This window comes from Streptomyces sp. NPDC002701 (assembly GCF_042889045.1).
Taxonomy (GTDB): domain Bacteria; phylum Actinomycetota; class Actinomycetes; order Streptomycetales; family Streptomycetaceae; genus Streptomyces.
Window position 1 is genome coordinate 55,614 of the sequence record NZ_JBIAQL010000003.1, and the last position, 19,131, is coordinate 74,744.

The window sequence follows — 19,131 nt, forward strand, 5'->3', positions numbered from 1 at the left end:
CATGGCCGCGACCCAGGTCCTGCGGTCCGAGTGGACCAAGATCCGGTCGGTGGCGTCCACGGTGTGGACGCTGGGTCTCGCCGCCGTGGTGACCGTCGCACTCGGCGTGCTGATCTCGCTGCTGTCCAGGAACGAGTTCGACGGCATGAGCGCCGAGGACCGCCTCTCCTTCGACCCCACCTTCATCAGCTTCGCGGGGACGAGCCTCGGCCAGCTGGCGATGATCGTGTTCGGCGTGCTGGTGGTGTCGAACGAGTACAGCACCGGCATGATCCGCACCTCGCTCTCCGCCGTTCCGCAGCGTGGCACGTTCCTCTTCAGCAAGCTGGCGGTGGCGACGGGCCTCGCCTTCCTGGTGGCCCTCGTCACCTGTTTCGCCGCCTTCTTCCTCGGCCAGGCGATGCTCGGCCCGCACCGGACGTCGATCGGTGACCCGGGGGTCCTGCGCGCGGTCGTGGGCGCCGGCCTCTACATGACCCTCATCGCCGTCTTCTCGATGGGCGTCGCCACCATGCTGCGCAGCCCGATGCTCTCCCTCGGCATCCTGATGCCGTTCTTCTTCCTGATCTCCGCCGTCCTCGGCAACGTCCCGGCCACCGAGAAGGTCGGCCGGTTCCTGCCCGACCAGGCCGGCAGCAGGATCATGCAGGTGGTCACCCCGGTCGACGACGACGTACCGTACGGGCCCTGGGGCGGCCTGGCGATCATGGTGCTGTGGGTGGTCCTCGCGGTCGCCGGCGGCTACGCGCTGCTCAGGCGCCGGGACGCGTAGGCCCAGATTTTTACCTGGCTTTGAAGGGAACCGTCAGCGCCGGGCTATCCTCCTAACCCTTACGGGGGGCGTGTGCCCCGATGTCCTGAACCTTTTCGATGGGTGCGGAGAATGATCGAGGCAGTCGGCCTGACGAAGCGCTACGGCGACAAGACGGCCGTGTACAACCTTTCCTTCCAGGTCAGGCCGGGCTCCGTCACCGGCTTCCTCGGCCCCAACGGGTCGGGCAAGTCGACGACCATGCGGATGATCCTCGGACTCGACAACCCCAGCGCCGGGCAGGTGACGATCGGCGGCTACCCGTACCGCAGGCTGCCCAACGCCCCGCGGCAGGTCGGCGCGCTGCTCGACGCCAAGGCCGTGCACGGCGGCCGGCACGCCCGCAACCACCTGCTGTGCCTGGCGCAGCTGTCGGGCATCCCCGCCCGCCGGGTGGACGAGGTGCTGGGGGTCGTGGGGCTCCAGGACGTGGCGCGAAAGCGCTCCAAGGGCTTCTCGCTCGGCATGGGCCAGCGGCTCGGCATCGCGGCCGCGCTGCTCGGCGACCCGCAGGTGCTGCTCTTCGACGAGCCGGTCAACGGTCTCGACCCCGAGGGCATCCTCTGGGTGCGCAACCTGATGAAGTCCCTGGCCGCGGAGGGCCGGACCGTCTTCGTCTCCTCGCACCTGATGAGCGAGATGGCCCTGACCGCCGACCACCTCATCGTGATCGGCCGAGGTCAGCTGCTCGCCGACATGAGCGTGCGCGACTTCATCTCGCACAACTCCGCCGACTTCGCGCGGGTGCGCACCCCCGACACCGAGCCCGCCCAGCGCGAGAAGCTGACGGCCGCGCTCACCGAGGCGGGCGGGCAGGTCATGCCCGAGCAGGACGGCGGGCTGCGCGTCACCGGCCTGCCGCTGCCCCGCATCAGCGACCTCGCGCACGACGCGGACGTACGTCTGTGGGAGCTCTCCCCGCACCAGGCGTCGCTGGAGGAGGCGTACATGCGGATGACGCAGGGCTCCGTCGACTACCGCTCCACCATCGACCAGCGCGCGGGCCTGCAGCAGGAGCTGCCGCCGGGGGCGATGCCGCCGCAGCAGCTGCCGGTACCGGGCCAGGGCCAGCCGGGCTGGTACGCACCGCCGCCGCCCCAGCAGGGCGGGCAGCCGTTCGCGATGCCCCAGGGACAGCCGCCCGCGGGCCCCTACGGCGCTCCGGGCGCGCCGGGCGCCGCAGCAGGACCCAACCCGTACGCCCAGCCCGTACAGCCGGCCCCCGCACAGCCCGCCGCCGCCCCCGACCTGACCAAGCCCGAGGACGCCCGATGAGCACGCCCCAGCCGCAGACGCACCCGCAGGCCGCCCCTGCCCCGAACTGGCAGTCGGCGCCCGGGACCTCGTACACCTCGCCGATCCCGATCACGCGCACGCATCTCGGGCACGCGATCACCTCGGAGTGGACGAAGATCAAGTCGGTGCGCTCCACGATGTGGACGCTCGGCGTCTTCCTGCTCCTGGTGGTCGGGATCGGTCTCCTCGTCGCCGCCAACACGAACGACAACGACTACGCGGACGTCCCCTACACGATCCCGGCCTTCTTCGGGCTGATCCTCGGGCAGATCTGCCTGATCACCCTGGGCGTGCTGGTGATCTCGTCCGAGTACGGCACGGGCATGATCCGTACGACGTTCACGGCCTCGCCCCAGCGTCACCGGGTGCTCACGGCGAAGCTGCTGATCTTCTTCGCCGTCGCGTTCGTCGTGTCGGCCCTCGCCATCGGGTTCGTCGGCCTGGTCACGTCGGGCATGCACGGCGGGTCCTCGGACGTCTCGTGGGGCGGGACGGTCCTGAAGGGCGCGCTCTACGTGTCGCTGCTCGGTGTGCTCGCGCTCGCCGTGGGCTCGATGCTGCGGCACTCCGCGGGCGCGATCACCGCGATGCTCGGCCTGGTGCTGGTGCCCGCGATCCTGCCCGCGTTCCTGATGATCTCCGACAGCATGCGCACCATCGGCGAGAAGATGATGGACTACAACGCGCCGAACGCGCTCGCCAAGATCTTCCAGATCGACTCCGAGGCGGGGAACGGCACCTCCCAGCTCGTCCTGCTCGTCTGCGTGACGGCGGCGGCCATCGCCGGCGCCTACACGCTGCTGGAGCGGCGCGACGTCTAGGCAGGACATGAAGACGCCGGCCGGGGTCAGAACCTCGGCGCGTTCCGGGACCGCTGCACCCGTGTGGTGCGGCGGTCCTTCGCGTTCCAGCACGCCTTGTGCCAGTGGCGGCGCTCGTCCACCCCGGAGTGCTCGGGCCAGGCCACCACGTGCGGGACGCCGGAGGGGATCTGCTGGTCACAGCCGGGGCAGCGGTACGTCTTGCCCTGCGCGCTCGCGCCCGCCACGTGCCGCACGCTCCAGGACTCGCCCCGCCAGCTCTCGGCGGACTGCCAGCCGCCGTACCGGTCCGACGGATCCTCGTCCGCGCGCCGGCCGGTTCCGGCGGCGTGCGGGCGGTTGCGACGCGGGGACACGGGACACCTCACGGAGTCATACGGGGAGCACGGGCTGTGTCCAGCCTACGCGGAGCACCCAGGGGTATGCGTCCGTCGCCGGTCCGCACAGATCCCCCGCACGACCGGCTCATTCTGCAGACAATCCGCCAATCTCCCCGCCAAGCCGTGTCCTTGGCACGTGTCGGACGGTTATGCGGGATGGGGGAGCCGCGTCGGCCCAAGGAGGCAGGAGTGCGATGCGCGTAGGAAGTTTTGTTCTGGCGGCCCAGTTTCCCGGTCAGGGGCAGGGCGAGGCACTGCACCGGGCGGTGCGGTCCGCGGAGGTCGCCGAGGAGGCGGGGCTGGACACGGTGTGGCTGGCCGAGCACCACTTCGTGCCGTACGGGACGTGTCCGTCGGCCGTCACTCTCGCGGCCCTGCTGCTCGGCCGCACCCGCCGTATCCGGGTGGGCACGGCGGTCAGCGTGCTGCCCACCGTGCACCCGGTGGCGCTCGGCGAACAGGCCGCGCTGCTGCACGTGACATCGGGCGGGCGCTTCACGCTGGGGGTGGGCCGCGGCGGGCCCTGGGTCGACCTGGAGGTCTTCGGGACGGGCCTGGAGGCGTACGAGAAGGGGTTCCCGGAATCACTCGATCTGCTGGTGCGCTGGCTGCGCGCACCGTCCGTGGCGGGCGGCTCCGAGCGCTACGACTTCCGTGAAGTCGCCGTCGTGCCACGCCCGTCGGAGGCGCTGTCGGGCGGTGAGAGCCCCGAGGTCGTCGTCGCCTGCACCTCGCCGTCGAGCGTCAGGATGGCCGCCGAGCGCGGGCTGCCGATGCTCCTCGGCATGCACGTGGGGGACGAGGAGAAGGCCGAGATGGTCGCGCTGTGGCGGACGCACGCGCGCGCCGCGGGCCGCTCCCCCGACGAGATCGCGGGCGCCTCACACGTCTCGGCGGGTGTCGCGCAGATCGCGGACCGTCGCACGGACGCCGTCGAGACACTCCAGAAGGCCATGCCGGGATGGCTGAAACAGGGGCTTGAAGCACATGTGACGGTGGACGACCGCGCGCGCTCGATGCGCGATCCGCTGGCCTACACCGAACTCCTCTGCGGACTGCACCCGGTGGGCACACCCCAGTTGTGCGCGGACCGCCTCGCGGCGACCTCCGAACGCACGGGCATCACCCGCTTCGCGCTCCTCGTGGAGGGCTCAGGCGACCTGGACGCGACGGAGGAGAACGTACGGCGGCTGGGGGGCGAGGTACTGCCACGGCTCCGGTGACCCGGACCGCACCCCGGCCGAGGGACGCACTCCGCGGCCGTGGTGGCCCGGGTCCCCGGAGACTTGCCGCTCCCGTACAGAACACCTCCCGCGTACGGAGCGGCAAGCCTGCGGCGTCACCGCATCAGCAGTCCCGGAACTCCGGTGACTGGTTCAGCAGTTGGCTGCGTATCGACGTGAAGCGGGTCAGGGTGTCGTCGACCGAGCCGTCCAGCGGGAACACTGCCACCCGGTGGCAGTTCTGGAAGGCCAGCCGCACCCCGAAGTGCCGCTGCAACGCGCCTCGTATCGCGTCACTCGCGAGGGCACGCAGCAGCTGGCCCCGCGCCTGCTCGTCCGGCGGAGGCGTCTGGTTGTCGGCGAAGTTGCCGCCGTCCACCTTCAGCTGGGCCACCAGGGAGCTGATCATCTCCCATGCGTAAGGCAGGGAGGTCCGGACGCAGTCGACGAATTCCGCTTCGTCGACCTCGCCTCGCTCGGCCTTTTCGAGTAGGGCCGGTGAGACGTCCAGCGACATGGGTTCTCCTCTCGCACCCCCTCGGCAGAGGGGGCTGACGGACAGGGAAGGGGACCGCGATGACGAATACGCTGAGTACACGCACCGCGACCTCCTGCTCATACGGTAGGCAACTGTTCGTGGCCGCACCAGGACATCGCGCACACAGCGAAGAACCGACGTGCACACAACCGGCCACTTTCGAACAGGGCTTATCCGGGGAAACAGGGACGGCGACGGGAGGGGCGCCCGCCGAGCCTCCTGGGCGGATCGCGCCGACCCGTATCCGTCGAGTAGCGTTGCCGACCATGCGTCTCGTCATTGCCCGCTGCTCCGTCGACTACGCGGGCCGCCTCACCGCCCATCTCCCGTCCGCCCCCCGCCTCATCCTCGTGAAGGCGGACGGGAGTGTCTCGATCCATGCGGACGACCGGGCCTACAAGCCCCTCAACTGGATGTCGCCGCCGTGCACCCTCAAGGAGGGTTCGGGGGACGACGAGGGGGTCTGGACGGTCATCAACAAGGCCGGCGAGAAGCTCATCATCACGATGGAGGAGGTCCTCCACGACTCCTCGCACGAGTTGGGCGTCGATCCCGGTCTCATCAAGGACGGCGTGGAGGCGCACCTCCAGGAGCTCCTCGCGGACCGCATCGAGACCCTCGGTGAGGGTTACACGCTGATCCGCCGTGAGTACATGACGGCCATCGGTCCGGTCGACATCCTCTGCCGCGACGCGGACGGCGGGACCGTGGCCGTGGAGATCAAGCGGCGCGGCGAGATCGACGGCGTGGAGCAACTGACGCGCTATCTCGACCTGTTGAACCGTGACCCGCACCTGGCGCCGGTCCGCGGCATCTTCGCGGCGCAGGAGATCAAGCCGCAGGCCCGTGTCCTCGCCACGGACCGGGGCATCGGCTGCGCGGTCCTGGACTACAACGCGCTGCGGGGCATCGAGGACGACAAGCTGCGGCTGTTCTGACGGCAGCCGGAGCACGCGGTACGGCATGACGGTGGGCCGGGTCCTGTGTGAGGACCCGGCCCACCGTCATGCCGTGCGGGGCCTGTCCGCACCCCGCGCCCGTCTCAGATCACCGTCGGCGACCCCGGTACGCCGCTGTCCGCCGGGCTGCTCGCGGCACTGCTGCTCTCGGCGGGGCTGGACGCGGGTCCGCTGGCCGAGTCGGAGGTCTCCGGTGTGGACGGCGGCGGCTCGCTGGGCTCCCCCGAGGGGTCGGGCTCGCTCGGCGTCGGGGTCGGGGTGGAACTGGTCGGCGGTGTCGAGCCGGTCGGCGGCTTCGACGGTGAGGTGGACGGCTTCGAGGTGGAGGACGGCGGCTTCGACGTGGACGTGGTCGGGCTCGGGTCCTTGGAGCCGCTCGGGTCGTCGGACGGCTCGCCGGTCGAGGTCGGCGTGGGGTCGTCCGAGGTCCCGAGGACCCCGTCCTTGCCGGGGTCGGTCGGCCGGCTCGTCGAGTCGGCGTCGCTGCTGCCCTTCTTCGGCCGGTCCGCGCCGAGTCCGCCGTCCTCCTCGCCCACGCCGGCCGACGGGCCGACACCGACCTTCTCGGAGGGCGTGTTGTCGTCGGGGTTGGAGGTCGCGCCGAGCGTCACCACCGTGCCGAGCACGGCGGCGAGCAGCGCGCCCGCCCCGGCCGCCGCCAGGTTGCGCCGGGTGCCGCTGACCAGGCCCTTGACCCGGCCGGTGGCGCCGGCGCCACGGGTCTTCGCGGAAGCGGCCGACCCGGACCGGTGCGTGAGCAGTGTGGCCGGTTCGCCCGGCCCCTGCAGCGCGGGGACCGCCGCGAACGCGGCCGGTACACCGCTGGGCGGTGACGCCGACTCCTCGTACCGCGCGTCGGGCACCTCCTCGCCCGTCGTCGAACCGATGCCCGCCGCCACGCCGATGCCCGCCGCCGGACCGATGCCCGTGGGCGGCGGGGTGCCCGAGCGGTCGGTGACCAGGGCGAGGGCGCGCCGGCCCGCGACGGTGCCGCGCTTGTCGGCGAGGGCGCCGCGCAGGCCGATGGACGCCTCCAGTTCGGCGCGGGCCCGGTCGAGCTGCCCGCCGCAGAGCGCGAGGACGCCCAACTCGTGGTGGAAGTACGCCTGGTCCGCGACCTCGCCGGCCAGCCGGGCGGCCTCGGCGCCGGAGCGCAGCGCGCGCTCCCAGGCGCTCCAGTGCAGTCCCGCGGCGAACGCGGGCGCCGCCGCCCGGGCCAGCTCCACCGCGGTGACGCTCTCGTCCTCCTCGGTCGGCGGCACGGTGAGCGGCACCAGGGCGGCCAGTGCGGCGAGCACGGCGTCCGCCTCGGCGGCGACCCGCTCCGGGGTGACGGAGGGGTGCCCTGCCCACCAGGTGTAGTGCCGGGCGGCGGCCCGTGCGGTCTCCTCGGCGTCGGACGCGTACCCGACGGCCTCCAGCTGGGTCTGCACGCCGGCCGCGAGCCGGTAGTGCGACCCGACCGGGGTGACGAGCGCGCAGCCGACGAGCTCCGCGAGCGCCGCGTCCGCGTGGGTGTGGCCCACGAGGGCGGGCAGATGCGCCTGGTGCGGCACCTCGCCGCCCAGCGCGACGGCGAAGCGCAATGTGGCGCGGGCCGACTCGCTGAGCCGGGAGGCGAGCAGCGCGGCGGGCGCGGCGCCCTCGGCGAGCGAGGGCAACGGCACCTCGTGGCCGTCCTCGGCGTCAAAGGGCGCGTCCACCGGCGCGTCCGCCTGGTGGCCGAACCCGTCGAAGGCGTGCGGGTCGGCGGTCAGCTGGTCGCGCTGCCGCAGCAGGGCGCCGGCCTGGACGAACCGCAGCGGGAGTCCCTCGGACTCGAACCAGAGGTCGCCCGCCCAGTTGGCCTCCTCCTCGGTCAGGACCCGGCCGACGGCCCGTTCCAGCAGTTCGAGACCGCCGCCGCGGCCGAGGCCGCCGAGGAAGACCTCTTCGAGGAGCGAGTCGGCGGACGGCGCGGCGGTCCGGGGCGTCGCGGAGACCAGCCAGGCGCACTCGGGGGTGGCGTCGAGCAGGTCGTCGAGCGCGGTGCCGCCGAACTCCACGTCGTCCAGGACGACGACCGCGCCGATGTCGTGGACGAGTGCGAGCAGTTCGTCCTGTTCCGGCCGGTGCAGCGGAGCGTTGTGGACGGCGGCGAAGAGGTCGTGCAGCAGATCGTCCGCCGTGCGGCGGTGGCCGCTGAGGCGGACCACACCGTCAGGCGCGAGGTCCGCGCAGTCGTCGGCGACGGCGTCCAGGAGCGCTGTGCGTCCCGAACCCGAGGGCCCGGTGAGCCGTACGGAGCGGCCGCGCGCGAGCAGCCGTACGAGGCGCTCACGCTCCTCCTGCCGCTCCAGGAGCGGCAGTCTGGGCTGCGGGACCCCGGGCGGTACGGCGGGCCGGCCGGCGCGGGTCAGTTCGGTCCGTTCGGTGGCGCTGAACTTCACGGGCCGCGGCGGCCGCTCGCCCGGTGGGCAGAGCTCGATCTCGCTGCCGTCGACGGGGTTGACGGTGAGCAGATGGTCGCCCGCGACGAGCTGGACGGTGCGGGCCAGAGCGGGTGTGTGCGGGGCGCCCCCGTGCCCCAGCGCGTGCGTCAAAGGATCGCGCGGTGGGCGCTGCCGTGGCGCCGAGCCGTCGTCGTGGCCGTACTCTTCGGGTCCCCGGTTTGTCGGGTCCATAGGTCCTAGCCCCCCAAAAGCGTCGTGTGCCGAGCCCCTCCCGGCCTGCCGCACACTGCGCTGTCGCTTCTGGTCCGGTGCCCGCTCAAGGGTTCATCATGACGCGGGCAGCCGAACCCTAAACCTTCGCACAGTATCTCCGAACACACGGGGTACCGCGCCGTCCGAGACGTCACAGCTTCGTGAGGATTGTTCGCGAGGTACGGATTTCGTACGCCGCTTCCGATCCGGTCTTCGCCGTTTGCGGCAGTGACGCGCAGCCGCGCACGGGCGTCACACCCGGGGCAGCGACTCGACCCCGATACCGCCTTCGACCGCCAGGATGCGGTGGAGCCTGGTGGCCACGAGGAGGCGCTGCATCTGCGGCGGGACGCCGCGCAGCACAAGCCTCCGGCCGCACCGCCCCGACCGTCGGTGGGCCCCCATGATGACACCGAGTCCGGTGGCGTCCCAGGAGTCCAGCTCTGACAGGTCGAGCACCAGGTCGCCGACGCCGTCGTCGATGGCCGAGTGCAGGACCGTACGGGCGTCCGCCGCGCTGCGGACGTCGAGGCGGCCCCCGACGACCAGCTCGGCGTGGTCGCCCCTGATGTGCATATGCGCTCCCCGAGAGTGCGTGTTCGTACGCGGCGTCTTCGTCGTGTCCGGTGCAAGGACTGACTGCGGTACCGGGGCAGAAGTTGCCCTCCGTGAGCGAACCGATACCGAAACCACCCTCACGAGTGACGGCGCGACGGGCTGAGGTTCACCACAGAGTCAGTACGTGGGTCAGTAGGTGTAGAAGCCCTGCCCGCTCTTGCGTCCGATGTCACCGGCGTCAACCATCCGGCGCATCAGTTCCGGCGGGGCGAACTTCTCGTCCTGGGACTCGGTGTAGATGTTGCCGGTCGCGTGCAGCAGGATGTCGACACCGGTGAGGTCGGCGGTGGCGAGGGGGCCCATGGCGTGCCCGAAGCCCAGCTTGCAGGCGAGGTCGATGTCCTCGGCGGTGGCCACGCCCGACTCGTACAGCTTGGCCGCTTCGACGACGAGTGCCGAGATGAGCCGGGTGGTCACGAAGCCGGCCACGTCCCGGTTGACGACGATGCAGGTCTTGCCGACCGACTCGGCGAACTCCCGCGCGCGGGCGAGGGTTTCGTCGCTCGTCTTGTAGCCCCGGACGAGCTCGCAGAGCCGCATCATCGGGACCGGCGAGAAGAAGTGCACGCCGACGACCCGCTCCGGGCGCCCGGTGGCCGCCGCGATCTTGGTGATCGGGATGGCGGAGGTGTTGGAGGCGAGTACGGTCCCGTCCTTCACCAGCCCGTCGAGCGTCCGGAAGATCTCGTGCTTGACCTCGAGCTTCTCGAACACGGCCTCGACGACGATGTCGGCGTCCGCGACCGCGTCCAGATCGGTGGTCGTGGTGATCCGGGCCAGCGCCTGTCCGGCCGCGTCGGCGTCCAGCTTCCCCTTGCTCACGAACTTGTCGTACGAGGACTTGATGCCGTCGGTGCCACGGGTCAGCGCCTCGTCGGTGACATCCCGCAGGACGACGTCCCAGCCGGCCTGTGCGGCGACCTGGGCGATACCGGACCCCATGAGTCCGGCTCCGATGACGGCGAGCTTCCCTGCCACTGTTCCGACTCCCCTGCTGCTTCTTCCCCGGGGCCGCGTCCCTGTGCGGCTGCTGCCGCGCGACCCCGGACCCCGGGCGGCGTACGGGCCGACCCGGAAGACCGGCGTTGACATCGCGAGGCGGTCCCGAACAACGCGTCCCGTGGTCGGCCGGGTTGCCTCTCCGGCGGACCTTAGCGCTCGTGAGGTGCCGTGTGACCGGTAAGTAACGCGCGTCACGTCTCATCGGACGGACATCACACCGGGCGGCTCAGTCCGCCGCCCGTACGGCGTAGTTGAGGACCTTCTCGCTCAAGAGGTCCTCCATGTGGTCGAGAAGGGCCAGCACCTCGCGGGAGACCTCGGCCGGATCGCGCCCGGCCATCATCTCCCGGCCGACCGCGCTCATGACGGTCCCGTGCAGCCAGCCGATCTGGCCCGCCATCAGGCCCGGCGTCGGATCGTCCGGGGCCGCGCCGGTCTCCGCGCGCAGGGCCGCCTCCAGGTTGTCGTGGACCTCCTGCTGGAGGCTCCACAGGCGGGAGCGGAGGGCGGGCGCGTCGTGGATGACGCGCATGAAGCGGTCGTACCCCTCCATCAGGCCGACGTGCGGCGAGACGGCCTCGACCTCCGCGCGGAGTTCGCGCAGCACGGCGGCGGCCGCCGACTCGCCGGGGCTGCGGCCGCCCACCCAGCGCGAGAGTCGGTCGATCACGCCCTTGCTGCGGTCGAAGAAGAGGTCTTCCTTCGCGGGGAAGTAGTTGTAGACGGTGTTCACGGACACGTCGGCGGCGTCCGCCACGTCGACCATCGTCACGGTGACGAAGCCGTGCTCCAGGAACAGCCCCGTGGCGATGTCCGAGATGCGCTGCCTGGTCTCGCGCTTCTTCCGCTCCCTGAGCCCCTCTGCCATGGCCTCATCGTAGGCCGGATCCCGACATTTTGATGCTCCTCAAATTTTGGGGCCATTGCAAAATTCAAGTCCCTCTGTTTTTCTTGGCGCATGCCCATCATCAGCACGGCCGGCCTGGCCCGGACCTTCCAGACCAAGAACGGACCCGTCGAGGCGGTCCGCGGCATCGACCTCACCGTCGGGGCGGGCGAGATCCTCGGCCTCCTCGGCCCGAACGGAGCGGGCAAGACGACCACGCTCCGAATGCTCACCACCCTGCTGCCACCCACCGGCGGCGCCGCCACCGTCGCCGGCCACGACCTGGCCACCGACCCCGCGGGCGTCCGCCGCGTCTGCGGATACGTGGCGCAGTCGGGCGGGGTCGACCCCCAGGTCTCCGTACGCGAGGAGCTGGTCACCCAGGGACGCCTCTACCGCCTGACGAAGGAGCAGGCGGTGGAGCGCGCGGACGAGCTGGCCCGGGACCTCGGCCTGACTGAACTCCTCGACCGGAGGACGGCGGCCCTCTCCGGCGGGCAGCGCCGCCGGCTCGACATCGCGCTCGGCCTCACCCACCGCCCGCGGGTGCTCTTCCTCGACGAGCCGACCACGGGCCTCGACCCCGCGAGCCGCGCGGACCTCTGGGATCTCGTGCGGCGACTGCGCGACACGTACGGCACCACGGTCTTCCTCACCACGCACTACCTCGACGAGGCGGACGCGCTGGCCGACCGGCTCGTGATCGTCGACCGGGGTGTCGTGGTGGCGGAGGGCACGCCGAGCGCGCTCAAGCTCCGTCACGGCGGGTCGATCGACGCGACGCTCCAGGACACCTTCCTCGCGATCACCGGCCGCGCCCCCGCCCCGGCCGACGCCACCCCGGCATCCCTGCAGGGGGTCTGACAGACATGCTGCTCCACGACACCGCGCTGATCTTCGGACGCTATCTGCGCCAGACCCTGCGCTCCCGGTTCGCGATGCTCTTCGGCGTCCTGATGCCGCTGCTCCACCTGCTCTTCTTCGGCCCCCTGCTCACCGACCTGCCGCTGGGCGACGGGAGTTCCTGGCAGGTCCTCGTACCGGGCCTGCTGCTGCAACTCGGCCTGTTCAGTGCCTCGTTCGCCGGATTCATGATCATCGTGGAGAAGAACCACGGGGTCGTGGAGCGGATGCGCGTCACCCCGGTCAGCCGGCTCGCGCTCCTGCTCGGCCGGGTGCTGCGCGACGCGGCCGTCCTCGTCGTCCAGGCGGTCCTGCTGGTCCTGGCCGCCGTGGCGATGGGCCTGCGCGCACCCGTGGCGGGCATCCTGATCGGCTTCGCGTTCGTCGCCCTGCTGAGCGTCTCGCTGGCCTCGCTCTCCTACGCGCTGGCCATGCGGACCGCCGCGCCCCACGCGTTCGGCCCGACCGTCAACGCCGTGACCATGCCCTCCATGCTGCTGTCCGGCCTCCTGCTGCCCATGTCGCTGGCGCCCGGCTGGCTGGACGCCCTCTCGCACGTCATGCCGCTGCGCCATCCGGTGGACGCGATGCGGGAGGCGTACACCGGCTCGTACGCCACCGCCTCCATGGGGTACGGCGTCCTGGTGGCCGCCGGCTTCGCCGTCCTCGCCGTGACGGTGGGCACACGCGTGTTCCGGACGGCCGGAGCCTAACTAGGCTGGCCGCATGGTCAATCTGACGCGCATCTACACCAGGACCGGCGACCAGGGCACCACGGCCCTCGGCGACATGAGCCGCACCGCCAAGACGGATCCGCGGATCTCGGCGTACGCCGACGCCAACGAGGCGAACGCGGCCCTCGGTACGGCCATCGCTCTCGGCGGCCTCGACGAGGAGATCGTGCAGGTCCTCTCCCGCGTCCAGAACGACCTGTTCGACGTGGGGGCGGACCTGTCCACACCGGTCGTCGAGAATCCCGAGTTCCCGCCCCTGCGCGTCGAGCAGTTCTACATCGACAGGCTGGAGGCGGACTGCGACCGCTTCAACGAACGGCTGGAGAAGCTCCGCTCCTTCATCCTCCCCGGCGGCACCCCCGGCGCGGCGCTCCTGCACCAGGCGTGCACGGTGGTCCGGCGCGCGGAACGCTCGACGTGGGCCGCCATGGAGTCCCACGCCGAGGTGATGAATCCCCTGACGGCGACCTACCTCAACCGCCTCTCGGACCTCCTCTTCATCCTGGCCAGGACGGCCAACAAGGAGGTGGGGGACGTCCTCTGGGTCCCGGGCGGCGAGCGCTGAGTCCTGAGGGCGCGGGGAACGGCACAGACGGGCCGCGCCCCCGCTCTTCAGGGGCGCGGGGAACTGCGCGACCGGCCCCCACCCGCCCGCACCCGGCACTCCACCCGAGTCACCGCTTCGTCAGGTCCGCCGCCGGCTCCTTCTTCGGCCACACCAGATACGTCAGCGCCACCACCCCGTGGATTCCGGCCGCCCGCCACGCCACGAACTGCCAGCTCTCCAGGGACCCGACCCGCCCCGGGTCGTCGACGTACCGGATCGCCGCCTGCAACAGGCCGGTGGCGACGGCCGCGGCCACCACCGACCCCACCCACACCCTGCCCTCGTGCCGCGCCCGGGCCAGCCCGTACCGGGGCGGCCCCGCCGGGGGCGCCGCACCACCGAGCCGGTGGGCCGCGTGCCCGTCGAGCCACGTCACCGTCCGGTGCCCGTGCCCGACGGTGTACCCGATGTACAGCGCGGCCAGCCCGTGCGTCCAGTTCGGCTCGGCGCCCCCCTTGAGATCCAGCGCCGTGGCCACCAGCAGCACGACCTCCAGGAGCGGCTCGCACAGCAGCAGGGCCAGACCCGTGCGGGGCATCCGCAGCAGGTAGCGGAAGGCCAGGCCCGCGGCCAGCAGCACCCAGAACCCGACCTCGCAGACGACGATCAGCGTGACGATCACGGCTCGCTCCTCTCGATCACCCTTCCAGGCTCCCGCGGAGCACGCCGCCGATCGTCGTCACCGGTGACGAGGTGGCCCTGCATCCTTCGATGTACTCGCGGACCGTTCCCCGGGATCAGGCGACGAGGGGGACGTGCGTGTTGGATGGAGTCATGCCCGGACGACGCCCCCGCCCGCACCGCGACGACGTACGCATCGCCCTCGCGGGACTGCTCGGCGGACTCCTCCTCTGGGGCGCCGGTCTCGACACCCGGCCGGCCACCGAGGACCTCGTGCTCTGGGCGGGCCGCTGGCCGGTCCTGCTGCCGCTCACGGTCACCGCGGGCTGCGAGCTGCTGCGCCGGACCCACCCGCGCACCGGTCTGTTGATCGGTGGCGCGGCGCTGACCCTGGACACCGTCACGCAGGGCAGTCTCGTGACGGTCGTGATGTTCACCGACCTCGTGTACGCGGCCGTGCTGTACGGTCCGCCCGCCACCGCCCGCCGTGTCCTGTGGATCAGCGGGCTGCTCACGGTACTCGGCACGATCGTGCCGGTCGCCCTCTGGCGGAAGCCGGAGGCGCTGCTGATCGGCGTGGTCATCGGTGTCGTGGCGTTCACCCCCGGCGCCACCGGCTGGGTCGTGCGCAACCACCGTGACGCCGCCGAGGCCGCCCGGCTGCGCGCCGAACAGACCGCCCTGCTCGCCGAGATCGACCGCGTCCAGGCCGTGACCGCCGAACGGGCGCGCATGGCACGGGAGTTGCACGACATGGTGGCCAACCACCTGTCGGCGATCGCCATCCACTCCACGGCCGCGCTCTCCCTCGACGACCCGGACACCTCGCAGCAGGCCCTCGGCGTGATCCGCGAGAACAGCGTCGAAGGGCTGGCCGAGATGCGCCGCCTCATCGGCATACTGCGCGACAGCAGCGGTGACACCGAGCCGGCCGCCGCGCCCACCCTCGACGGACTCGGCACCCTCGTGGACCACGCCCGCGCCAACGGACTCGACGTGCAGCTCGACCGCACGCACACGGCGCTGCCCGCCCCGGTCGAACTGGCCGCCTACCGCATCGTGCAGGAGTCCCTGACCAACGCCCTCAAGCACGCCTCCCCCGGCCGGGTCACCGTCTCCCTCGTCCAGCGCGACCACGCCCTGGACGTGTGCGTACGCAGCCCGTTCGGCGGCGTGCGGGACGACGGCCCGCGCGCTCCCGGTTCGGGTGCGGGCCTGATCGGGATGCGCGAGCGGGTGGCGCTGCTGCACGGCACGTTCGAGGCCGGCCCCGAAGGCGGACCCACGGGCGGCGCCGCGGACTCGGAGACCGGCGGGACCTGGGCCGTCCGCGCCACCTTCCCGATCACCGAAGGAGAAACCGCATGATCCGTGTCCTCGTCGCCGAGGACCAGTCCGCCGTACGCGCCGGTCTGGTCCTCATCCTGCGCAGCGCCCCCGACATCGAGGTGGTCGGCGAGGCCGCGGACGGCGAGCAGGCGGTGGCCCTGGCCAGGGAACTGCGGCCCGACCTCGTCCTGATGGACGTCCAGATGCCCCGCCTCGACGGCGTCTCCGCCACCCGCCAGGTCGTCGCCGAGGGCCTCGCGGACGTCCTCGTACTGACCACCTTCGACCTCGACGCGTACGTGTTCGGCGCGCTGCGCGCGGGCGCCGCCGGCTTTCTGCTGAAGAACACCGAGGCCCGTCACCTGCTGGAGGCGGTCCGCACGGTGGCGGGCGGTGAGGGCCTGATCTCGCCCGCGGTCACCCGCCGGCTGATCGCCGAGTTCGCCGCGCGGCCGGTACGGGAGCCGAGGGTCGACCCGTCCGTCCTCGACGCGCTGACCCGGCGGGAACGCGAGGTCCTGTCCTGCCTGGGCGAGGGCCTGTCGAACGCGGAGATCGGTATACGGCTCGACATGGCCGAGGCCACCGTGAAGACGCACGTCAGCCGCCTGCTGGGCAAGCTGGAGCTGCGCAGCCGGGTGCAAGCGGCTGTTCTGGCTCAGGAGTTGGGCGTGTAACAAGTAGCCGCACCGCACCCTCTCAGTGGTCTGGACCTATTGACCTATGGTCCAGACCTTTCTATTGTCCTGCGCACCTCATCAAACTCCCCCAAGGAGACGCGGATGCGCCTCAGACCCAGACTCGGACACAGAGCCGTCGCGGGGTTCACCACCCTGCTGCTGCCGCTTGCCGCCCTGGTCGGGCTCGCGAGCCCCGCCTCGGCCGCCACCTCGGCGACCGCCACCTACGCCAAGACCCAGGACTGGGGCAGCGGCTTCGAGGGCAAGTGGACCGTCAAGAACACCGGCACCACGGCCCTCAGCTCCTGGACCGTCGAGTGGGACTTCCCCTCCGGCACCTCGGTCACCTCCGCCTGGGACGCCGACGTCACCAGCTCCGGCTCCCACTGGACCGCCAAGAACAAGTCCTGGAACGGCACCCTCGCACCCGGCGCCTCCCTCTCCTTCGGCTTCAACGGTTCCGGCACCGGCTCCCCCCTCAACTGCAAGCTCAACGGCGGCAGCTGTGACGGCGGCCCCTCGGTCCCCGGCGACAGCGCGCCCTCCGCCCCCGGCAAGCCGACCGCCTCCGACATCACCAACACCTCGGTGAAACTCTCCTGGAGCGCGGCCACCGACGACAAGGGCGTCAAGAACTACGACGTCCTGCGCGACGGCGCCAAGGTCTCCACGGTGACCGGCACCACCTACAGCGACACCGGCCTGACCGCCGGCACCGACTACTCGTACACGGTCCAGGCCCGGGACACCGCGGACCAGACCGGACCCGCCAGCGGCGCGACCGCCGTACGCACCACCGGCGGCACCACCGAGCCGCCCACCGGCGACAAGATCAAGCTCGGCTACTTCACCGAGTGGGGCGTCTACGGCCGGAACTACCACGTCAAGAACCTGGTAACCTCCGGCTCCGCGTCGAAGATCACCCACATCAACTACTCGTTCGGCAACGTCAAGAACGGTCAGTGCACCGTCGACGACACCTACGCCGCGTACGACAAGGCGTACACCGCCGACCAGTCGGTCAGCGGCACCGCCGACAGCTGGGACCAGCCGCTGCGCGGCAACTTCAACCAGCTGCGCCAGCTGAAGGCGAAGTACCCGCACATCAAGGTGCTGTACTCGTTCGGCGGCTGGACCTACTCCGGCGGCTTCGGCCAGGCCGCGCAGAACCCGGCCGCGTTCGCCAAGTCCTGCAAGGCCGTCGTGGAGGACCCGCGCTGGGCCGACGTCTTCGACGGCATCGACATCGACTGGGAGTACCCGAACGCCTGCGGCCTGACCTGCGACACCTCGGGCTTCAGCTCCTTCAAGACCCTCAGCCAGGCGCTGCGCACCGAGTTCGGCAGCAACTACCTGGTCACCGCGGCCATCACCGCCGACGGATCCTCCGGCGGCAAGATCGACGCGGCCGACTACGGCGGCGCCTCGCAGTACCTCGACTGGTACAACGTGATGACGTACGACTACTTCGGCGCCTTCGACGCGGACGGCCCGACCGCCCCGCACTCGCCGCTGACGTCGTACAGCGGCATCCCGACGGCCGGCTTCAACTCGGCCGACGCGATCGCCAAGCTCAAGAGCAAGGGTGTCCCCGCGAAGAAGCTGCTCCTCGGCATCGGCTTCTACGGGCGCGGCTGGACCGGCGTCACCCAGGCCGCCCCCGGCGGCTCGGCGACCGGCGCGGCACCCGGCACGTACGAGGCGGGCATCGAGGACTACAAGGTCCTCAAGAACACCTGCCCCGCCACCGGCACGATCGCCGGCACGGCCTACGCCTTCTGCGGCAACAACTGGTGGAGCTACGACACCCCGGCCACCATCAACTCCAAGATGGCCTGGGCCAAGAACCAGGGCCTGGGCGGCGCGTTCTTCTGGGAGTTCAGCGGCGACACCGGCAACGGTGAACTGGTGACGGCCATCAACAACGGCCTGAACCAATAGCGCCCCGTAGGGGCGCGGGGAACTGCGCGCCCAGCCACGACGCACCCGCAGACAAGTAACGACAGAGCCCGGGCAGTGAGTGAATGGTTAAGCCACATTCACCCGCTGCCCGGGCGGCGCCGCTTCCAGCCAGGCGAGGAAACCGGTCAGCGCGTCCTCGGTCATGGCCAGTTCCAGGCGCGTACCGCGATGGACACAGGCGAGGATGACCGAGTCGGAGAGCAGCGCCAGCTCCTCCTCACTGCCGGGAGTCCGCCGGCCCGCCACCTCGATCGCCGAGCGTTCGAGGACGCGGCGCGGCCGCAGCGCGTACGAGAAGACGCGGAACCATTCGATGCGGTCGCCGCTGTAGCGGGCGATGCCGTAACCCCAGCCCTTGCCGCTGGTGTCCCCTCCCTCGGGGACGTTCCAGCGGAGGTTGCAGTCGAAGGTGCCGCCCGAGCGCTGGATCACTCTGCGCCGCAGGCCGAAGAGGAACAGTCCGAGGGCCAGCAGCACTACCAGCGACCCGAACACAGCCAGAGCGAGGACCATCGACACCGACCTCCTCGTCTCCTAGGTAACGGAAAGGGAAAAAGTACCCGCATCGCCTCAGCCGCGACCCGGTCCGGAAAAGCTCCGGTCCTGGCCGCGGCTGAGTCACTTCCTTCTGCGCGCCGGTATCAGTGCGCAGACACCGCCCGCAGTCGGACGTCCGCGCGGCGCTCGGCGGACGCGTCGGCGTCCGACTTCGCGCGCTCGAGCGCCCGCTCCGCACGCTGGACGTCGATCTCGTCCGACAGCTCGGCGATCTCGGCCAGCAGCGACAGCTTGTTGTCCGCGAACGAGATGAAACCGCCGTGCACCGCGGCGACGACCGTTCCACCATCACTCGTACGGATGGTCACCGGGCCCGACTCCAGCACACCGAGCAGCGGCTGGTGGCCGGGCATGACGCCGATGTCGCCGGACGTGGTACGCGCGACGACCAGGGTGGCCTCGCCGGACCAGACACTGCGGTCCGCGGCGACGAGCTCGACGTGCAGCTCAGCAGCCAAGGTGGGCTCCTCGGGTCACCACCCGGCGTTCGCTGCCGGGTGTTGGGTCAAAGTCTAATGG

Annotated in this window: 20 protein-coding genes; 11 read left to right on the forward strand and 9 right to left on the reverse strand. The window is 71.2% G+C overall.

Annotation, left to right across the window (positions count from 1 at the left end):
• Position 1 precedes the first annotated feature (1 nt).
• From ACFYXC_RS08645 to ACFYXC_RS08655, 3 genes are all read left to right on the forward strand, one after another.
• The gene (locus tag ACFYXC_RS08645; protein WP_389548583.1) at positions 2-772 is read left to right on the forward strand and encodes an ABC transporter permease; all 771 of its coding nucleotides are present in this window, start codon (positions 2-4) and stop codon (positions 770-772) included.
• Between the two features lie 111 nt (positions 773-883).
• Positions 884-2,086, forward strand: coding sequence for an ABC transporter ATP-binding protein (locus ACFYXC_RS08650; protein ID WP_389548585.1), 1,203 nt, complete (start codon positions 884-886; stop codon positions 2,084-2,086).
• On the forward strand, positions 2,083-2,928 hold the full coding sequence (locus ACFYXC_RS08655) for an ABC transporter permease (RefSeq protein ID WP_388912716.1): 846 nt from the start codon (positions 2,083-2,085) through the stop codon (positions 2,926-2,928). Before ACFYXC_RS08650 ends, ACFYXC_RS08655 begins: the two co-directional genes overlap by 4 nt.
• A gap of 26 nt (positions 2,929-2,954) precedes the next feature.
• Here the strand turns inward: ACFYXC_RS08655 and ACFYXC_RS08660 are convergent, their stop codons facing one another.
• The gene (locus ACFYXC_RS08660) at positions 2,955-3,284 is read right to left on the reverse strand and encodes an ATP/GTP-binding protein (RefSeq protein WP_389548588.1); all 330 of its coding nucleotides are present in this window, start codon (positions 3,282-3,284) and stop codon (positions 2,955-2,957) included.
• Between the two features lie 218 nt (positions 3,285-3,502).
• Here ACFYXC_RS08660 and ACFYXC_RS08665 point away from each other — a divergent pair, with 218 nt between their 5' ends.
• A complete protein-coding gene (locus ACFYXC_RS08665) occupies positions 3,503-4,531 on the forward strand; it encodes an LLM class flavin-dependent oxidoreductase (RefSeq protein ID WP_389548591.1) in 1,029 nt (342 codons plus the stop codon).
• Positions 4,532-4,655: 124 nt separating this feature from the next.
• Here ACFYXC_RS08665 and ACFYXC_RS08670 read toward each other — a convergent pair whose 3' ends face one another.
• Positions 4,656-5,048, reverse strand: coding sequence for an SCO5389 family protein (locus ACFYXC_RS08670; RefSeq protein WP_388912707.1), 393 nt, complete (start codon positions 5,046-5,048; stop codon positions 4,656-4,658).
• Between the two features lie 287 nt (positions 5,049-5,335).
• Between ACFYXC_RS08670 and nucS the strand changes: the two genes are divergently transcribed.
• Positions 5,336-6,007, forward strand: coding sequence for an endonuclease NucS (gene nucS / locus ACFYXC_RS08675; RefSeq protein WP_388912704.1), 672 nt, complete (start codon positions 5,336-5,338; stop codon positions 6,005-6,007).
• A gap of 104 nt (positions 6,008-6,111) precedes the next feature.
• Here the strand turns inward: nucS and ACFYXC_RS08680 are convergent, their stop codons facing one another.
• The 4 genes from ACFYXC_RS08680 to ACFYXC_RS08695 form a co-directional block, all read right to left on the reverse strand.
• Positions 6,112-8,691, reverse strand: coding sequence for an ATP-binding protein (locus ACFYXC_RS08680; RefSeq protein ID WP_389548595.1), 2,580 nt, complete (start codon positions 8,689-8,691; stop codon positions 6,112-6,114).
• Positions 8,692-8,964: 273 nt separating this feature from the next.
• Positions 8,965-9,288 (reverse strand): STAS domain-containing protein, encoded by a 324-nt coding sequence (locus tag ACFYXC_RS08685; RefSeq protein WP_388912697.1) that lies wholly within the window; start codon positions 9,286-9,288, stop codon positions 8,965-8,967.
• 171 nt (positions 9,289-9,459) lie between these two features.
• Positions 9,460-10,308, reverse strand: a complete 849-nt coding sequence (locus ACFYXC_RS08690; protein WP_388912694.1) for a 3-hydroxyacyl-CoA dehydrogenase family protein — start codon at positions 10,306-10,308, stop codon at positions 9,460-9,462.
• Positions 10,309-10,558: 250 nt separating this feature from the next.
• Entirely contained in the window at positions 10,559-11,200 is a 642-nt protein-coding gene (locus ACFYXC_RS08695) for a TetR/AcrR family transcriptional regulator (RefSeq protein ID WP_388912691.1), read from the reverse strand.
• A 90-nt stretch (positions 11,201-11,290) separates the two neighbouring features.
• On the opposite strand from ACFYXC_RS08695, the gene ACFYXC_RS08700 reads away from it, so the two are divergent.
• The 3 genes from ACFYXC_RS08700 to ACFYXC_RS08710 are packed head-to-tail and all read left to right on the forward strand — an operon-like array spanning position 11,291 to position 13,420.
• Positions 11,291-12,082, forward strand: a complete 792-nt coding sequence (locus ACFYXC_RS08700) for an ABC transporter ATP-binding protein (RefSeq protein WP_389548599.1) — start codon at positions 11,291-11,293, stop codon at positions 12,080-12,082.
• 5 nt (positions 12,083-12,087) lie between these two features.
• Entirely contained in the window at positions 12,088-12,834 is a 747-nt protein-coding gene (locus tag ACFYXC_RS08705) for an ABC transporter permease (protein WP_389548602.1), read from the forward strand.
• Positions 12,835-12,847: 13 nt separating this feature from the next.
• Positions 12,848-13,420 (forward strand): cob(I)yrinic acid a,c-diamide adenosyltransferase, encoded by a 573-nt coding sequence (locus ACFYXC_RS08710; RefSeq protein ID WP_389548604.1) that lies wholly within the window; start codon positions 12,848-12,850, stop codon positions 13,418-13,420.
• Between the two features lie 109 nt (positions 13,421-13,529).
• On the opposite strand, the gene ACFYXC_RS08715 is transcribed toward ACFYXC_RS08710, so the two are convergent.
• Positions 13,530-14,084, reverse strand: coding sequence for a hypothetical protein (locus ACFYXC_RS08715; protein ID WP_389548607.1), 555 nt, complete (start codon positions 14,082-14,084; stop codon positions 13,530-13,532).
• 152 nt (positions 14,085-14,236) lie between these two features.
• Between ACFYXC_RS08715 and ACFYXC_RS08720 the strand changes: the two genes are divergently transcribed.
• The 3 genes from ACFYXC_RS08720 (at position 14,237) to ACFYXC_RS08730 (ending at position 18,033) form a co-directional block, all read left to right on the forward strand.
• Positions 14,237-15,451, forward strand: a complete 1,215-nt coding sequence (locus ACFYXC_RS08720; protein ID WP_389548610.1) for a sensor histidine kinase — start codon at positions 14,237-14,239, stop codon at positions 15,449-15,451.
• A complete protein-coding gene (locus tag ACFYXC_RS08725) occupies positions 15,448-16,089 on the forward strand; it encodes a response regulator (protein WP_389548613.1) in 642 nt (213 codons plus the stop codon). Before ACFYXC_RS08720 ends, ACFYXC_RS08725 begins: the two co-directional genes overlap by 4 nt.
• A 105-nt stretch (positions 16,090-16,194) precedes the next feature.
• Positions 16,195-18,033, forward strand: a complete 1,839-nt coding sequence (locus ACFYXC_RS08730; RefSeq protein WP_389548616.1) for a glycosyl hydrolase family 18 protein — start codon at positions 16,195-16,197, stop codon at positions 18,031-18,033.
• Positions 18,034-18,120: 87 nt separating this feature from the next.
• Here the strand turns inward: ACFYXC_RS08730 and ACFYXC_RS08735 are convergent, their stop codons facing one another.
• A complete protein-coding gene (locus tag ACFYXC_RS08735) occupies positions 18,121-18,567 on the reverse strand; it encodes a DUF2550 domain-containing protein (protein WP_388912664.1) in 447 nt (148 codons plus the stop codon).
• A gap of 128 nt (positions 18,568-18,695) precedes the next feature.
• Complete coding sequence (locus ACFYXC_RS08740) at positions 18,696-19,070, reverse strand: F0F1 ATP synthase subunit epsilon (RefSeq protein ID WP_217456820.1); 375 nt, start codon at positions 19,068-19,070, stop codon at positions 18,696-18,698.
• Between the last annotated feature and the right edge of the window lie 61 nt (positions 19,071-19,131).

Coding starts and splice junctions, on each gene's coding strand:
- ACFYXC_RS08645 (WP_389548583.1), top strand. CDS start 2: ATGGCCGCGACCCAGGTCCTGCGGTCCGAGTGGACCAAGATCCGGTCG.
- ACFYXC_RS08650 (WP_389548585.1), top strand. CDS start 884: ATGATCGAGGCAGTCGGCCTGACGAAGCGCTACGGCGACAAGACGGCC.
- ACFYXC_RS08655 (WP_388912716.1), top strand. CDS start 2,083: ATGAGCACGCCCCAGCCGCAGACGCACCCGCAGGCCGCCCCTGCCCCG.
- ACFYXC_RS08665 (WP_389548591.1), top strand. CDS start 3,503: ATGCGCGTAGGAAGTTTTGTTCTGGCGGCCCAGTTTCCCGGTCAGGGG.
- ACFYXC_RS08670 (WP_388912707.1), bottom strand. CDS start 5,048: ATGTCGCTGGACGTCTCACCGGCCCTACTCGAAAAGGCCGAGCGAGGC.
- nucS (WP_388912704.1), top strand. CDS start 5,336: ATGCGTCTCGTCATTGCCCGCTGCTCCGTCGACTACGCGGGCCGCCTC.
- ACFYXC_RS08680 (WP_389548595.1), bottom strand. CDS start 8,691: ATGGACCCGACAAACCGGGGACCCGAAGAGTACGGCCACGACGACGGC.
- ACFYXC_RS08685 (WP_388912697.1), bottom strand. CDS start 9,288: ATGCACATCAGGGGCGACCACGCCGAGCTGGTCGTCGGGGGCCGCCTC.
- ACFYXC_RS08695 (WP_388912691.1), bottom strand. CDS start 11,200: ATGGCAGAGGGGCTCAGGGAGCGGAAGAAGCGCGAGACCAGGCAGCGC.
- ACFYXC_RS08700 (WP_389548599.1), top strand. CDS start 11,291: ATGCCCATCATCAGCACGGCCGGCCTGGCCCGGACCTTCCAGACCAAG.
- ACFYXC_RS08705 (WP_389548602.1), top strand. CDS start 12,088: ATGCTGCTCCACGACACCGCGCTGATCTTCGGACGCTATCTGCGCCAG.
- ACFYXC_RS08710 (WP_389548604.1), top strand. CDS start 12,848: ATGGTCAATCTGACGCGCATCTACACCAGGACCGGCGACCAGGGCACC.
- ACFYXC_RS08720 (WP_389548610.1), top strand. CDS start 14,237: ATGCCCGGACGACGCCCCCGCCCGCACCGCGACGACGTACGCATCGCC.
- ACFYXC_RS08725 (WP_389548613.1), top strand. CDS start 15,448: ATGATCCGTGTCCTCGTCGCCGAGGACCAGTCCGCCGTACGCGCCGGT.
- ACFYXC_RS08730 (WP_389548616.1), top strand. CDS start 16,195: ATGCGCCTCAGACCCAGACTCGGACACAGAGCCGTCGCGGGGTTCACC.
- ACFYXC_RS08735 (WP_388912664.1), bottom strand. CDS start 18,567: ATGGTCCTCGCTCTGGCTGTGTTCGGGTCGCTGGTAGTGCTGCTGGCC.